The organism is Corynebacterium sp. HMSC073H12 (assembly GCF_001837775.1).
GTDB classification, from domain to species: Bacteria; Actinomycetota; Actinomycetes; order Mycobacteriales; family Mycobacteriaceae; genus Corynebacterium; species Corynebacterium amycolatum.
Genome location: NZ_KV834038.1, coordinates 410076 through 423743 on the forward strand (window position 1 = coordinate 410076; position 13668 = coordinate 423743).

A 13668-nucleotide genomic window follows, 5' to 3' on the forward strand; every position below is an offset into this window, starting at 1 on the left:
GGCCGTTTCCGCCAGGAGTTGATGCCGCTTACCTCGGGCTCTTAGCGACGTGCACTCTTAGCCACGTGCGCGACCGCGCTTAAACATCACCGCAGCCCAGATGCCCGCAAGCCCACCGAAGAGGTGCATCTGCCAACTAACAGCCATCTGTGTTGGCAGCACTCCCCAGATAAGGCCCGAGTACATCGATGCCAGAATCACGCCCAAAATAATCTGCATCACCCGGCGGTTCACAAAACCGCGCACGACCAAAAATGCCAGCCAGCCGTAAATCAGGCCGGACGCACCGATGTGGACGGTATTTACACCGCCGACCAACCATGTCAGACCGCCACCAACGACCGTAATCAAGAGTGTGACCTGCCAAAATAACCGCTTCGACGACATTGCAATCAAACCGGCGAACAACGCCCCGGGCAGAGAGTTCGCCACAATATGCCCGTAATCTGCGTGCAGCAGCGGTGCGGTCAAGATTCCCCACAGAGTCGAGGTTTCGCGTGGGCGCACACCGAAGTTGTTCAGCGCCCCACCAAAGATGAATTCGTTGACAAGAAAGACCGTCCAGATAAGTACCAGGTACCCAATAGCCGTACTGATGGCCGCCCCGAGCCCGCCGTCGCGATCCTGTGGAACAATCTGATTATTCCGCCGCGTCTGCACGGGACCGCCCATCGGGTACTGCGCATAGTTCTGGTAATTCTGCTGTTGTCCCGAGCTCCATTGCGGATTCATTGGCGAACTTCCCTCACTACTTGTCCAGCATCTCTGACAGCGCGGCTACACCCGCGCGTCCCGTTGCACTCATCACGGCATCGACAATAGCCATCTGCACCGCATCGGCCGCCATCGCAGCCAACAGGGCCACCACATCCGAGCCCACGGGTTCAGCGTTTTCGCTATCCGCTGCCTCGGCCGAGCTGAGCGCAAACAGCGTGTCACCGTCCATCGGTGCATGAGCCGGCCGAATCGCTCGTGCCAGCCCATCATGACCGCACATCGCCAACCGCTTCAACTGCGCAGTTGTCACCGGCGCATTGGTTATCAACGTGCCAATCGTCGTGTTTCGCGTGCTTGCCGACGACTCCCCGTCGCCAGCCGCATCGGCGAGAATCTTGGTTCTACCGACGAAAACCTGGTCCAACTGGGCCAATGCCTCCTTGCTGGCACCGGCAGCCGCTGGCATTCCGTAGAGGCGTCCCTCCGGGCCAATGACCGCACCAAAGGAGTTAACCACCATTGCGGCAGCCACAAAGTACTTACCATCGGCGGAGGTCACACGGGCTTGTCCAAAACCACCCTTGATTGCCCCGGCCATAGCGCCGACACCGACACCTACTGTTCCGGAGGGAGTGTCCTCCGGAACGTCGTCAAGCGCGTGCGACAACGCCTCGCGCCCGAGTTCAGCGGTGGGCAGCGTCGGCTCACCCAACAGCAAGTCGAATATGACAGCACCGGGAACGATGGGCACGAGGATATCTGGACGAGTTGGAGTGACCTCAAAGCCAATGCCGCGATCGCGCAGTTCGCGCATAACTCCGTCGGCAGCTGCGAGGCCGTACGCGGAGCCGCCAGCCAACACGACAGCGTGGGCGCGTTCGACGGTATTCTCCGGTGCGAGCAGGTCGGTCTCGCGAGTGCCGGGACCGCCACCGCGGACATCGACAGCGCCGACAGCACCGCCTGGAGCGGCGATGACGGTGACTCCGGTATCCCCCTCAGCAGCATGGCCGATAGAGATGCCGTCAATGGAGTCGAGACATCCTGCGCCAATGTCGATGCTCGTGCCCAGCGCAGCACTGCTGGCTTGGTGTCGAATATCGGTGGGGCTGATTGCGAAAATCTCAGAATTCATTGTCGACCACGGCACCTTTCACCACAGTTCATGGCAGTTAGCCTCAGTTGATTACTGCAACTTTTCGGGGTTTTGCTCCGATTCGCTACTCACCCATGAGCTGATCCAGCAGTGACTCTTGGTTGTAGGACAGCCACTGGTACATCGCGTCGGTCTGCTCAATCTGCTCGATGGAGCCATTGAGGTTCTCCATGGAAACGTGCAGGTAAATACGTAGGTCATTGATACCTGCAACCCAGGCATGGGCATCGCTTTCCGAAATGGAAACCTGCCCCGACTCGGCGGGCTCCAGGGCGTCGATAATCGCACGCAGGGAATGGAGCTTGCTCTCTACAATCTCCGACTCATGCAGCTGGCGCATGAGGGCGTTTTCCCCCTCCACGCTCTCCTCACCCGGCTTGGTGAAGTCCGGCAACAGTCGCGCAAGCTTAGGATCGGCTGGGGCCTCGGAGTGTCCGACGGGCATTCCCGTCATTTCCGCGAGCTCATCCTTCGGTGCCGACCGGGCTCGCTCCATCAGCGAGTCCGCCACAGTAGCAGCCAGATTCAGCAGCAAATCCCGCTCCGTGCCTTCAAAAGCCGTGACGTACTTGACGCCACCGCCGAGAAGGGATCGCTTGCGCTTCCAAGGACGCATGTAAATTCTCTCCCGCTGTCGAATATCGGCTTAGTCAGCCTGCTCCATTGTTGCCCACAAGCCCGCCTTGTGGAGCTTCTTCACATCGGCCTCCACCTTGTCACGCTCACCGGAAGACACGATTGCCTTACCCTCCGTGTGAACCGTCATCATCAGCGCGTGCGCCTTCTTTCGGTCCATGCCGAAAAGCATCTGGAACACGTAGGTGACATAACTCATCGAATTAACCTGGTCATCCCACACAATGCACTGCCAGGGTCGGTTCGATTCCGTCACGACATCGGCATCCATAGTGGGCATCGGTGTTGCTGCTGGCATGCTCATAGGCACCAGGATAGTACGTAGTGGCGCGCGCTCGCCGGAACCGACTGCCCCGGATAGCTTCAGCCGACTAGACTATTGACCGTGATTGATAAGCATTCCTCCACCGCCCTTCTCACCGATAAGTACGAGCTGACGATGCTGCAGGCATCGCTTGCCGACGGATCCGGCGAGCGCCAGGTCGCCTTCGAGGTGTTTGGCCGTCGTCTGCCGAATGAGCGCCGCTATGGCGTTGTGGCTGGTACAGCGCGTGTATTGGATGCTATCCGCAACTTCCGCTTCACCGAGGAACAGCTGGCTTCGCTGGACTTCCTCGATGACCGGACGCTGGATTACCTGCGTAACTATTCCTTCAGCGGCCAAGTCGACGGCTACCGCGAAGGAGAGCTCTACTTCCCCGCCTCGCCCATTTTGACGGTGCGAGGCACTTTCGCCGAGTGCGTCATTTTGGAGACTGTTATTCTCTCCATTCTCAATGCGGACTCCGCCATTGCCTCGGCAGCGACCCGAATGGTCACGGCCGCCGGCGGACGTCCGATTATTGAAATGGGTTCGCGTCGTACTCATGAAGAAGCAGCTGTGACCGCTGCCCGCGCCGCCTACCTGGCAGGTTTTAGCGCCACCTCCAACTTGGAGGCAGCGGCACGGTACAACATCCCAGCCTCCGGTACCGCTGCGCACGCGTGGACTCTGTTACACACCAACCCAGATGGCACGACAAACGAGGCTGCAGCCTTCAAAGCTCAGATTGACACGCTGGGGACCGACACCACTTTGTTGGTGGATACCTACGACATCACCGAGGGCGTCAATACGGCCATTGAGGTCGCGGGTCCGGAACTCGGCGGTGTACGTATTGACTCCGGTGACCTTGGAGTTCTCGCTCGCCAGGTGCGTCAGCAGCTGGACTCGCTGGGCGCACACAACACCAACATCGTAGTGTCCTCTGACCTCGACGAGTTCGCCATTGCGGCGCTGAGGGCCGAGCCGGTCGATGTCTACGGTGTGGGCACCTCTGTAGTCACTGGCTCGGGCGCACCGACTGCAGGACTGGTCTACAAAATGGTCGAAGTTGATGGGGTGCCCGTCGCCAAGCGCTCGTTGGACAAGCGAAGCCACGGTGGCGTGAAGGCGGCGATTCGTACCTGCCGCCGTTCCGGTACCGCCGTGGAGGAAATCGCTTTCCCGCTCGGCTCGGAAATCCCGGATGTGGGCAACCTGCACTACCGCGATCTAACCATTCCGATGATGCGCGATGGCGAGGTCGTCGATGGTCTACCGACCTTGGAGGAGTCCCGCGATCACTTGGTTAAGGCGCTGGTCAGCCTCCCGTGGGAGGGGCTCGCACTTTCCCGTGACGAGCCGGTACTGTCCGTCCGCTTCCACGGCGTTTAGGCGGCGGGGGAACTGTGTCGGATACTCCCGAGCACGCAGATTTTGCTGAGCTATCGGACGACTTTGAGGACGTTGATGGTGCAGACGAGCTAACTTCACCGAGAGCCAGCGTCCATGACTCGGATAGCATCGAAGCTCTTCTCGATGCAGCAGTGAAGGGACTCGGCGGAACAACTCGCCCGAATCAGGTCAAAATGTCCCGGTCGGTGGCCTCCGCCTTTGCGCGCGAGCGACACCTAGCGGTACAGGCCGGTACCGGTACTGGTAAGTCACTGGCCTACCTGGTGCCCGCCATTGTGCAAGCAATGGAGTCCGACGAGTCAGTAATCGTTTCCACAGCGACCATTGCGCTGCAACGCCAGCTGGTCGAACGCGACTTGCCGCGGCTAGTCAGTTCGCTAGAGCCACACTTGTCCCGCACGCCCACCTTCGCAATCCTCAAAGGCCGGTCAAACTACCTGTGCAAATCCAAGGTCGGAAATGTCATCAAAGATCCCGTCATGGACGGTGATGAATCCGAGCCGACCGGTATGGGCGGCCCAACTGCTCTACTCAGCGAAGCGCAGCTCAGCCGAACCGCTGCCGAGGTCATGCGGCTACGCGAGTGGGCCAATGACACCGACACCGGCGACCGCGACAGCCTGGACAAGGGCGTCTCCAACGAAGCCTGGCGGCAGGTCTCCGTCACGGCCCGCGAATGCGTCGGTGCCATTTCCTGCCCTTTCGGCGAGGAGTGTTTCGCCGAACAAGCCCGCCGTGAGGCCTCCAACGTCGACATCGTTGTCACCAACCACGCACTGTTGGCCATCGATGCGCTCTCCGACGCCATGATCTTGCCGCAGCACGACTGCGTCGTCATTGACGAGGCTCACGAGCTCGACGGTCGAATCACCTCCGTTGCCACCGACGAGCTCTCCCCTGCCGGTATCACCATGATGGCCCGGCGCGCCCGCAAATTCGGCGCCGCAGAGCAGGTCGATGATGTCACCGATGCCACGGATCTACTCGGCGAGACCGTCGCATTGCTTGCCGACGCCTACAGCGGCGCACTCGAAGAAATTCCCGGCGAGCTGGGAGCGGCACTAGCTTCGCTCCGCGATAGCCTGTGGCAACTGCAAACCACGCTGGGCACCTCTGGCTCAGGCAACTCTGGCGGGTCGGGCCCCGGTGGTTCGGGTTCCGACTCTGACAACACTGAACGTCAGACCGTCCGCGCAGCCGTGGAGAATATGCACGACACTGTCGTCCGGATTCTAGAGTTCAGCAGCGACGATGTCGTATGGCTTGGCGAGAACAAGACAGTTTATGTCGCTCCCCTGTCCATCGCAGCACTGCTTCGCGAACGCCTCTTCGGCGAATCCACCGTCGTTTTGACCTCAGCAACACTTGCTCTTGGTGGCAAGTTCGATGCTATGGCCGCTGCCTGGGGGCTTCCCTCCGGCGGGTGGGATGGCTTGGACGTCGGCACGCCCTTTGACCCGCAGAAATCTGGCATCCTCTACGTCGCACGCGACCTGCCTCGCCCGGGACGCGACGGCGCCACACCAGAGCAGTTCGCGATCATGGAACGCCTCATCCGCGCCGCTGGTGGGCGAACGCTGGGGTTGTTTTCTTCTCGCCGAGGCGCCGAGGCAGCGGCGGAGGAAATGCGCAAGCGCCTGCCTTACGACGTCCTGTGCCAAGGCGATGACTCTATCGGCGCTCTGGTTGATCGCTTCGCAGCTAATCCACAGACATGTTTGTTTGGCACGCTGACGCTGTGGCAAGGCGTCGATGTTCCTGGCCCCAACCTGTCGTGTGTGATTATTGACCGCATTCCGTTCCCACGCCCTGATGATCCGCTGCTGTCCGCAAGATCCGATGCCGCCAATGCGGCGGGACGAAACGGCTTTATGGAGGTCTCGGCGACACATGCGGCGCTGCTGATGGCGCAGGGCTCTGGTCGTCTGCTACGTCAAGTCGATGACCGCGGGGTTGTTGCGGTGCTGGATTCACGGTTGGCGACTGCGCGCTATGGATCCTGGATTGCCGCGTCGATGCCGGACTTCTGGCGGACAACCAGCCTGGATATTGCGGCTGGAGCGTTGCAGCGGCTGACCCAAAGCTGATTCAGGGGGGAGCTGTCTGACCTCACGAGGTGATGCTGGATCAGGCATAATTTCTTAAAAAATCCCACGCTTTTCTATCCAATACATTATTGTGATGTGAAACACAGCACTGCTGCAGCGACCTAGCTAATGATGCAGGGCACTTGGCAGCCGTGCGCGAGATTAGAAAGGCGATTTCCTGCATGCCCCTTTCCAGCAACCTCCCCGACATCGACATCCCGGAGACCTCGCTCTTTGAGTTCCTATTCGGAGAAATTGAGCCGCGTCACCAGGACAAGCTTGCAATCGTTGACTCAGGCTCCGAGGTCACCTTCGGTGATCTGAAGGCCAGCATTGAGAAGTTCGCGGGTGCGCTGGCAGCACGTGGGATTAAGAAGGGCGACGTTGTGGCTCTCCACTGCCCCAACTCGACAACCTTCGCGGTCGCTCTTCACGGTGTCCTGCGCGCGGGGGCTGTCTGCACGACGGTTGCATCGCTGGCAACTGCCGAGGACGTTGAAAAGCAGCTGCGTATCTCTGACGCCAAGATGATGCTGACGACTTCGTCGATTGGTTGGGCCGGTGCTAACGGCGCTGAGGCCGCTGGTCTCCCGGAAGAGATGATTATCGGCCTGACGGGTCTCCACGGCATGGGCGAGCTGCTTGCAGAGGGACACGCAGCCCCGGATGTCGAGGTATCACCCGATGATGTTGCCGTGATTCCGTTTTCTTCTGGCACCACTGGTGTGCCAAAGGGCGTCCAACTCACGCATCGCAATCTTGTTGCCAACGTGGCTCAGGCAGGAGCAGCAACTGTCGAGGCATTGACCGAGGACACTCCGGCAGTGACCATCCTGCCGTTCTTCCACATCTACGGCCTGACTGCACTCCTGAACCTGTCCCTGTGGCGTCGCACGACGCAGTACACCATGGGCAAGTTCGACTTCGTGGACTTCCTCTCTATCATCGCCGAGCACAAGGCTAAGTTCGCCTTCATCGCACCACCGGTAGCGGTTGGCCTGGCCAAGCATCCTGCTGTCGATTCCTTCGACTTGTCCAGCCTGGAGATAGTTTTCTCCGGCGCAGCATCCCTGCAACTCGATCTCGCAGAACAAGTGGAAAAGCGCCTCGACTGCGTCGTTGCCCAGGGCTACGGCATGACCGAGTCCTCGCCCGCCGCACATATCCGCATAGGCCACGACAGCCCGCTGGATTCCATCGGCCGCGCGGTGCCCAATACCCAATACAAAATCGTGGACCTCGAAGCCGACGGCTTCGAGGAGATTCCAGTCCCCTCCGAGGGGCGCTCGAAGCCAGGCGAACTGTGGGTTTACGGTCCGCAGGTCATGAAGGGCTACCTCAACAACCCAGAAGCTACGGCAGAAACACTTGTCGACGGTTGGTTGCGTACCGGCGACGTTGCGGAACTCGACGAACACGGCAATGCGTACATCGTCGACCGCTTCAAGGAACTGATTAAGTACAAGGGCTACCAGGTTCCGCCGGCTGAGCTCGAGTCCGTGCTGCTCAGCCACCCGGATATTGCCGATGCCGCCTGCAGCGGTGTCATTCGCTCCGACGGCGAGGAGATTCCAAAGGCTTACGTCGTCCTCAAGGCAGGCAAGCAGGTGACTGAAGACGAGATTATGGACTACGTCGCCGACCGCGTCGCACCGTACAAGAAGGTGCGGGTCGTCGAATTCATGGAGGAAATCCCGAAGTCGGCAACGGGCAAGATCCTGCGGAAGGACCTCAAGGCCATGGAGGCAGCACGCGCTCAGCTTTAAGCTGCCGCCCCAGGAGTCACAGCCACAGTCACTGAACCGGGTGCAATCTCAGTAAACCCGGCATCCTGAACCTCTACCGCGCGGAGCTCTGGCGCTGGCCACTGCTCGCGTGGTATTTCTTTCACCTTCAGCGCATACCCAGTCCGAGCCCACGCCCACGCTTCCTCGACCGACAGGCTGGCCGCATAGAGCATTGAGCCGTGTCCAACTTGTGCGGCTACCTTTCCTACGGACATATTCAGGTTTTTGTCCACCCAAATCACTGGCGGAGCAAAGGTGTCAGCACTCCCACGGTTGCCCGAGTCGTCGGGAGATGTGGTCTCCGGGTCGTCGTAAGGCAAATCGGTGCCGGAAATTTGTAGTTTGGCAATGTCCGGGTAGGTTTCGTCGACAGGAGTTGGCACTAGTGCGCGAGCTTGCGCGCCGTCGACGTCCACGGTGACACCCGGTGCAAGCTGAGCGCGTTGCCAGCCGATATTGCGAGCGCGACGTGTGAGCTTGCGGATGCGCTCACCGTACCAAGACACCAGGCCTTGTTGATAGGCCGAAGTGTCATCGCCTGCGCGCTCGTCGAGGCAACAAGCAACAACAGCCATCGCGGCGGCGCGGAGCAGCGCAGTGCGCGAGGGGCGTTCCTTCTTCGGAATCTCAAGCACAATAGCCATTGCCCACGGCACATCCTCGCCATGGTCTTCCCTATCGGGTTGCGGCAGGAGGCTATGGGCAATGCGGAACCACTCCGGCACCGATGATGCGTCCGTGACAGCGGGATTCTTGTGATCCTCGCGTCGCACTACTGCTCCAACGGCACGCGGCGGAAGGTGCCATCTTCGCGGTCGGCATCGTCGATTTCATCGCGGGAAATGCCCAACATGAACAAAATCGAGTCCATGAATGGAACGTTGACCGACGTGTCAGCGATTTCCTTCAGCGCCGGCTTCGCGTTGAAAGCAATACCGAGGCCCGCAACTGACAGCATATCGATGTCATTGGCGCCATCGCCGACAGCGACGGTCTGGTGCATCTGAAGCCCAGACTCCGCGGCGAACGCCTTAAGACTGCGGGCCTTTTCCTGCCTATCGACGACACCGCCGATCACGCGGCCAGTCAGCTTTCCGTCCGCAATCTCGAGGGTATTGGCCTTGTAAAAGTCCAGGCCGAGATCCTTTGCCAGTGGCTCCAGAATCTGGATAAAGCCACCGGAGACAGCACCACACTTGTAACCGAGGCGCTTCAGCGTGCGGATCGTAGTGCGGGCGCCAGGGGTCAGCTCGATGGAGTTGGTAACTTCCTCAAGGACGCTGACCGGCAGGCCTGCCAGAGCCTTAACTCGCTCGTGCAATGACTCAGCGAAGTCCAGTTCACCGCGCATAGCGCGCTCTGTAACCGCTGCAACCTCCGCTTCGCGACCAGCGTGGGCGGCCAGCATCTCAATGACCTCACCGGTAATCAAAGTGGAGTCCACATCGAAGCAAATCAAGCGCTTGGATCGGCGCTGCAAACCTGCGCGTTCAATTGCGATGTCAATGTCCTGGTCCTGTGCAAGCTCGGCCAGCGCCTTACGCAGCGGAATGCCCGCACCCGGCTTCGGGTCCGGAATAGAGACAAGCAGCTCCAGGCCAGTAACTGGGTAGTCAGCAATACCGCGAATGGAATCGATGTTTGCACCGTAATCTGCGAGAGTACGGCCGATACGGGAAATATCCTCAGCATTGACCGGATTGCCCAATACGACAAGTGCGTGGGTAGATCCATCGCTGCGCTCAATCGGGGCATCAAGCTGGAAACTGACTGTCATGCCGTGAGGCTTCAGTGTTTCAATGAGCCCCTCACGCAGGACGCCGACCTTCTCTTCTGTGACGCCAACAAGCGCACCGAGACTCAAATTAGAGCGGAACACCGACTGCTCCACATCAAGAATCTGAACTCCGTGGGCCGCGAGCACACGGAAGAAGGCTGCCGAGACACCCGGGCGGTCTCGGCCAACAGCGGTAATAAGCACCGGAGCTAGTCCCGGTGCTAACGAAACCGACAAGGCATCGGAATCTGCGGACTGACTGGGAGAGGTAATTACCTGTTCATTCACCAATCCAGTATCGCATGAAGCCCCGGCAGAGTGCTCATCGCATTGCGGGATACCGCACTTCGGAGGGTGGTCAGTCGCAGCCATTAGCTGTCGCCCCCCCCTACTCTCCGCTGCGCTCCCCTTCAGCTCCCTTGGTGCGCTCCCTGCGCTCCCTGCCCCCTTACTGCGCCTTCCATAGGAAAGACTCTCAAAGACAAGACTACGGCCCCATCACGGAGATCCGTGATGGGGCCGTAGCTTCGCGTAGTTATTAACTCAGAGTTGCATCAGCCATGTAGCCACTAGCTCTTAGAGCTGGCGACCAACGTGGGCTTCTGCGCGCTGACGCTCAACCATGTGCGGGTAGTGCAGCTCGAACGCCGGGCGCTCCGAGCGGATGCGCGGCATCGAGGTGAAGTTGTGGCGCGGCGGCGGGCAAGAGGTAGCCCACTCGAGAGAGTTACCGTAACCCCACGGGTCATCAACAGTGACGACCTCACCGTAGCGCCAGGACTTGAAGACGTTCCAGACAAACGGGATAACAGACAGACCCAGGATGAACGCACCAACGGTGGAAATCATGTTCAGGGTGGTGAAACCGTCAGTCTCGAGGTAGTCGGCGTAACGACGCGGCATACCCTCGTTACCCAGCCAGTGCTGAACCAGGAAGGTCAGGTTAAAGCCGATGAAGGTCAGCCAGAAGTGAACCTTTGCCAGCTTCTCATCGAGCATACGTCCGGTCATCTTCGGGAACCAGAAGTAAACGCCCGAGTAGGAAGCGAAGACCAGGGTACCGAACAGAGTGTAGTGGAAGTGTGCCACGACGAAGTAGGTGTCAGAGACGTGGAAGTCCAGCGGCGGGGCTGCCAGCATAATACCGGTCAGACCACCGAACAGGAAGGTCACGATGAAGCCGAGAGCGAAGGTCATCGGGGCCTCGAAGGTCATGTGGCCACGCCACATTGTACCCATCCAGTTGATGAACTTAACACCGGTCGGGACCGAAATCAGGAAGGTCATGAACGAGAAGAACGGAAGCAGAACGCCACCGGTCACGAACATGTGGTGCGCCCACACAGCCATGGACAGACCTGCAATAGACAGGGTTGCGAAGACCATACCTGCGTAGCCGAACAGCGGCTTACGGGAGAAGACCGGAACAACCTCAGTAATGATGCCCACGAACGGCAACAGCAGAACGTAGACCTCTGGGTGACCGAAGAACCAGAACAGGTGCTGCCACAGCATGGCGCCACCGTTTGCCGGGTCGTAAATGTGACCGCCCAGCTTACGGTCGTACAGAACACCAAGAGCAGCTGCAGTCAGAATCGGGAAGATCAGCAGAGCCAGAATCGAGGTAACCAGGATGTTCCAGGTGAAGATTGGCATACGGAACATGGTCATGCCCGGTGCGCGGAGGCACAGGACAGTGGTGGTCATGTTAATAGCGGAAGCGATAGTACCGACACCACCGACACCGACACCGACAATCCACAGGTCAGAACCGACACCCGGGGAGTGAATCGGGTCAGACAGCGGAGAGTACATAGTCCAACCGAAGTCAGCAGCACCACCCGGAGTCAGAAAACCCGACAACATCAGAATGCCGCCAATAGTTGTCAGCCAGAAGCCGAAACTGTTCAGACGCGGGAAAGCCACGTCCGGAGCACCAATCTGAAGCGGCAGAATGTAGTTAGCAAAACCCCAAACAATCGGGGTACCGAACAGAAGCAGCATCACCGTGCCGTGCATGGTGAACATCTGGTTGAACTGCTCGTTAGAAAGGAACTGAAGTCCTGGGGCGAAGAGCTCAGCACGGATAAGCAGAGCCATCAGACCGCCGACAAAGAAGAACGAGAAGGACATAATGATGTACATAATGCCCAGTTTCTTGTGGTCGGTCGTGGTCAGCATTTCCCACGCCCAGCTGCCCTTACGCTCATGTCCGAACGGCTGCGGCCGTTCCGGCGCTACAACGCCATGATCTGGACGAGGCGCTACTGCAGTCATTCTTCCTCCTTACTACGCGAAGATTTCCTGTAACTCACTACAGGGATTTGAAGTTTTGTCCTTGTGAGAATAGTGCAGGTGAGTACGCGACGGCGAAACCACCTACCACTATGTGCCAGATTCTAGTCTGAACCTTGGAAAAAGTTAAGGCCAAGGGATTTTCCGGCCCACTTCCCCACTCAGCTAAGCACACTATTAGTTTCCTGAGAATTGTCTTAACCTGGGCTAACGCCTTTTTAGCAGGAACCGTCGAGGCTAGGACTACTACCCCCGTGTGTGCTGTCACCAGAGTAGGGCTCGGTGCGGAATGTTCCCTACACCTGTGCTTTTAGAAGTCCCAGTCCTCATCCTCGGTTACTTCAGCCTTACCCATGACGTAGGAAGAACCGGAACCTGAGAAGAAGTCGTGGTTTTCGTCAGCATTCGGCGACAGAGCCGACAGGATTGACGGCGAAACTCGAGTCTCGTCGGCCGGGAACATACCCTCATAGCCCAAGTTGTTCAGAGCCTTGTTGCCGTTGTAACGCAGGAAACGCTTGACATCCTCGGTCCAACCGAGCTCGTCATACATCTCTTCGGTGTACTGAATCTCGTTGTCGTAGAGATCAAACATGAGATCGAAGGTGTAATCCTTCAGCTCGTCACGTTCAGCCTGGGTCAGACGCTCCAGGTTGCGCTGGTACTTGTAACCGATGTAGTAACCGTGAACTGCCTCATCACGAATAATCAGGCGAATAATGTCCGCGGTGTTGGTCAGCTTGGCGTGGCTGGACCAGTACATCGGCAGGTAGAAGCCCGAGTAGAACAGGAAGGACTCCAGCAAAGTGGAAGCGACCTTCTTCTTCTGCGGGTTATCGCCCTCGTAGTAGTCGAGGATGATCTTGGCCTTCTTCTGCAGGTACTCATTCTCCTCGCCCCAACGGAACGCATCCTGGATTTCAGGAGTCGACGCCAGCGTCTGGAAAATCGACGAGTAGCTTTTTGCGTGCACCGATTCCATAAAGGCGATATTGGTGTACACAGCTTCCTCGTGCGGAGTCAGCGCATCCGGGATCAGCGATACTGCGCCAACTGTGCCCTGGATGGTGTCCAACATGGTCAGACCAGTGAACACGCGCATCGTGGTGCGCTGCTCCAGCGCGTTGAGCGTATTCCAGCTCTTGATGTCATTCGACAGCGGCACCTTTTCCGGCAACCAGAAGTTACCGGTCAGACGATCCCAAACCTCGAGATCCTTGTCATCAGGAATCGTGTTCCAGTCAATAGCCGCAACTGGGCATGCACGCGACTCTGGATTCTTCTCACGGTGGGCCGGAGTCGAGGGTGGGCAATCATCGAAACTCACGTGGAAACCTCTCCCTTTTTCATTGAAATTGCCGTTTTTCGAACACACCTTATATATAAGGAACGTCCTTCACGCTTAGTGAGTTCAAAACAGCGGCTGCAGCGGTGGCTATTCCAGCCTTGTCCCACTACAAAACGTCAGGCTCCCGATGAAAGGAGCCACTACCCTT

At 58.6% G+C, this 13668-nt stretch carries 11 protein-coding genes; 3 read left to right on the forward strand and 8 right to left on the reverse strand.

Features of this window, described 5'->3' with window-relative positions:
- Nucleotides 1-57 precede the first annotated feature (57 nt).
- The 4 genes from HMPREF2708_RS08485 to clpS form a co-directional block, all read right to left on the reverse strand.
- Nucleotides 58-732 carry a rhomboid family intramembrane serine protease gene (locus tag HMPREF2708_RS08485; RefSeq protein WP_070833876.1) on the reverse strand — a complete coding sequence of 225 codons (675 nt, stop codon included), beginning with the start codon at nucleotides 730-732 and terminating at the stop codon, nucleotides 58-60.
- A gap of 16 nt (nucleotides 733-748) precedes the next feature.
- Nucleotides 749-1852 carry a P1 family peptidase gene (locus HMPREF2708_RS08490; protein ID WP_070833877.1) on the reverse strand — a complete coding sequence of 368 codons (1104 nt, stop codon included), beginning with the start codon at nucleotides 1850-1852 and terminating at the stop codon, nucleotides 749-751.
- Between the two features lie 85 nt (nucleotides 1853-1937).
- Nucleotides 1938-2489 (reverse strand): DUF2017 domain-containing protein, encoded by a 552-nt coding sequence (locus HMPREF2708_RS08495; RefSeq protein ID WP_070833878.1) that lies wholly within the window; start codon nucleotides 2487-2489, stop codon nucleotides 1938-1940.
- Nucleotides 2490-2519: 30 nt separating this feature from the next.
- On the reverse strand, nucleotides 2520-2813 hold the full coding sequence (gene clpS / locus HMPREF2708_RS08500) for an ATP-dependent Clp protease adapter ClpS (RefSeq protein ID WP_005511165.1): 294 nt from the start codon (nucleotides 2811-2813) through the stop codon (nucleotides 2520-2522).
- A gap of 81 nt (nucleotides 2814-2894) precedes the next feature.
- Between clpS and HMPREF2708_RS08505 the strand changes: the two genes are divergently transcribed.
- From HMPREF2708_RS08505 to HMPREF2708_RS08515, 3 genes are all read left to right on the forward strand, one after another.
- Nucleotides 2895-4205: a nicotinate phosphoribosyltransferase gene (locus HMPREF2708_RS08505; RefSeq protein WP_016422259.1), complete on the forward strand. Its 1311-nt coding sequence runs from the start codon at nucleotides 2895-2897 to the stop codon at nucleotides 4203-4205.
- A gap of 14 nt (nucleotides 4206-4219) precedes the next feature.
- Complete coding sequence (locus HMPREF2708_RS08510; RefSeq protein WP_070833879.1) at nucleotides 4220-6313, forward strand: ATP-dependent DNA helicase; 2094 nt, start codon at nucleotides 4220-4222, stop codon at nucleotides 6311-6313.
- Nucleotides 6314-6495: 182 nt separating this feature from the next.
- Nucleotides 6496-8079 (forward strand): AMP-binding protein, encoded by a 1584-nt coding sequence (locus tag HMPREF2708_RS08515; RefSeq protein WP_070833880.1) that lies wholly within the window; start codon nucleotides 6496-6498, stop codon nucleotides 8077-8079.
- Here HMPREF2708_RS08515 and HMPREF2708_RS08520 read toward each other — a convergent pair.
- The 4 genes from HMPREF2708_RS08520 to nrdF all read right to left on the reverse strand — a co-directional run bounded on the left by HMPREF2708_RS08520 (nucleotide 8076) and on the right by nrdF (nucleotide 13499).
- The gene (locus tag HMPREF2708_RS08520; protein ID WP_070833881.1) at nucleotides 8076-8873 is read right to left on the reverse strand and encodes an aminoacyl-tRNA hydrolase; all 798 of its coding nucleotides are present in this window, start codon (nucleotides 8871-8873) and stop codon (nucleotides 8076-8078) included. The genes HMPREF2708_RS08515 and HMPREF2708_RS08520 overlap by 4 nt on opposite strands.
- Complete coding sequence (serB, locus tag HMPREF2708_RS08525; protein WP_070833934.1) at nucleotides 8873-10165, reverse strand: phosphoserine phosphatase SerB; 1293 nt, start codon at nucleotides 10163-10165, stop codon at nucleotides 8873-8875. Before serB ends, HMPREF2708_RS08520 begins: the two co-directional genes overlap by 1 nt.
- Before the next feature lie 288 nt (nucleotides 10166-10453).
- Nucleotides 10454-12154: an aa3-type cytochrome oxidase subunit I gene (gene ctaD, locus HMPREF2708_RS08530; RefSeq protein WP_070833882.1), complete on the reverse strand. Its 1701-nt coding sequence runs from the start codon at nucleotides 12152-12154 to the stop codon at nucleotides 10454-10456.
- 328 nt (nucleotides 12155-12482) lie between these two features.
- Nucleotides 12483-13499 carry a class 1b ribonucleoside-diphosphate reductase subunit beta gene (gene nrdF / locus HMPREF2708_RS08535; RefSeq protein ID WP_016422253.1) on the reverse strand — a complete coding sequence of 339 codons (1017 nt, stop codon included), beginning with the start codon at nucleotides 13497-13499 and terminating at the stop codon, nucleotides 12483-12485.
- Nucleotides 13500-13668 lie beyond the last annotated feature (169 nt).

Bases quoted from the DNA above. Each gene is read 5' to 3' on its own strand.
- ctaD (WP_070833882.1), bottom strand. From the start codon at position 12,154: ATGACTGCAGTAGCGCCTCGTCCAGATCATGGCGTTGTAGCGCCGGAA.
- clpS (WP_005511165.1), bottom strand. From the start codon at position 2,813: ATGAGCATGCCAGCAGCAACACCGATGCCCACTATGGATGCCGATGTC.
- HMPREF2708_RS08490 (WP_070833877.1), bottom strand. From the start codon at position 1,852: ATGAATTCTGAGATTTTCGCAATCAGCCCCACCGATATTCGACACCAA.
- HMPREF2708_RS08515 (WP_070833880.1), top strand. From the start codon at position 6,496: ATGCCCCTTTCCAGCAACCTCCCCGACATCGACATCCCGGAGACCTCG.
- HMPREF2708_RS08495 (WP_070833878.1), bottom strand. From the start codon at position 2,489: ATGCGTCCTTGGAAGCGCAAGCGATCCCTTCTCGGCGGTGGCGTCAAG.
- HMPREF2708_RS08485 (WP_070833876.1), bottom strand. From the start codon at position 732: ATGAATCCGCAATGGAGCTCGGGACAACAGCAGAATTACCAGAACTAT.